The 1,025-nt window shown below is 37.6% G+C and carries 1 protein-coding gene; it reads right to left on the bottom strand.

Going from position 1 to position 1,025, the window contains the following annotated elements; all coding sequences use genetic code 11:
- Nucleotides 1-337: hypothetical protein (locus tag B0A80_RS19845; protein ID WP_133063725.1), on the bottom strand; the 337-nt coding region annotated here is incomplete at its 3' end.
- Between the last annotated feature and the right edge of the window lie 688 nt (nucleotides 338-1,025).

Raw genomic sequence — 1,025 nt, 5'->3', positions numbered from 1 at the left:
TTATCACTGTCTTATTATCGATATTAATCTTAACAATGGTATACCAGCCTGTTGTACCTATCTGATCTCCTAAACCGAAAACCTTATTCTCTGCAAAATAAATATTATCCGGTACAGGAGCAGAACCTATACCTTCACGCATAAATACAATCCTTCCTCCTCCATTCCCATTTGTCCAGTTCAATGTCGTTCCGGTTGATGTGGTATTGGTGAAAGTAAGATTTGAAGCTTGCATAGTAGGCACTGTCTGCGCCATTGTTTGAAAAACCGACAAAAAAGTGATCACATAAACCAAGAAAGGCTTTTTCGGAAAAAAGAAAGTAAAAGTACGATTCATATCAAAATGTTTTTTTTTTAAGTTTTTAAACTAAATCGAAATTTCTTACAGTGTCATTTTTAGTACTTTAGGCACTTTCGACAATCCATTTTAATTTATTTAATAATTAAATAGCTACAAAACAAAGTAACAAGTAAAAAATCAGGAAGAGTTCGCAATTCAATAAACACAACTGCAGATGTAATAATTGGGTGATTCACGCAATAAGCGGGAAAGCGAGTAATGAAAAAGATTTGGTGCATCGGCTATCTTGAGATGCTTATTTGTGAAAAACAAAGAAAATGGGAGGAATTTTGTCGGGGTGCCCCGATTCGAACCTGCGGCCTTCCTGATTCCAATCGGGACGCGATAACAGTTCAGCTATAGGATTTCAGTTTAAAGCAAAAAAAAAGTCTTTCCAAATATGAAAAGACTTTTGTCGGGGTGGCAGGATTCGAACCTGCGGCCTTCCCGATTCCAATCGGGACGCGATAACAGTTCTAGCTATAGGATTTCAGTTTAAAACAAAAAAAAAGTCTTTCCAAAAAATGAAAAGACTTTTGTCGGGTTGCCCCGATTCGAACCTGCGGCCTTCCCGATTCCAATCGGGACGCAATAACAGTTCAGCTATTAGGATTTCAGTTTAAAGCAAAAAAAAAGTCTTTCCAAAAAATGAAAAGACTTTTGTCGGGGTGCCCCGATTCGAACC

Source organism: Flavobacterium tructae, assembly GCF_002217475.1.
GTDB classification, from domain to species: Bacteria; Bacteroidota; Bacteroidia; order Flavobacteriales; family Flavobacteriaceae; genus Flavobacterium; species Flavobacterium tructae.
The sequence above is the reverse complement of the archived record's forward strand: the minus strand, read 5'-3'. Positions and strand labels throughout refer to the sequence as shown.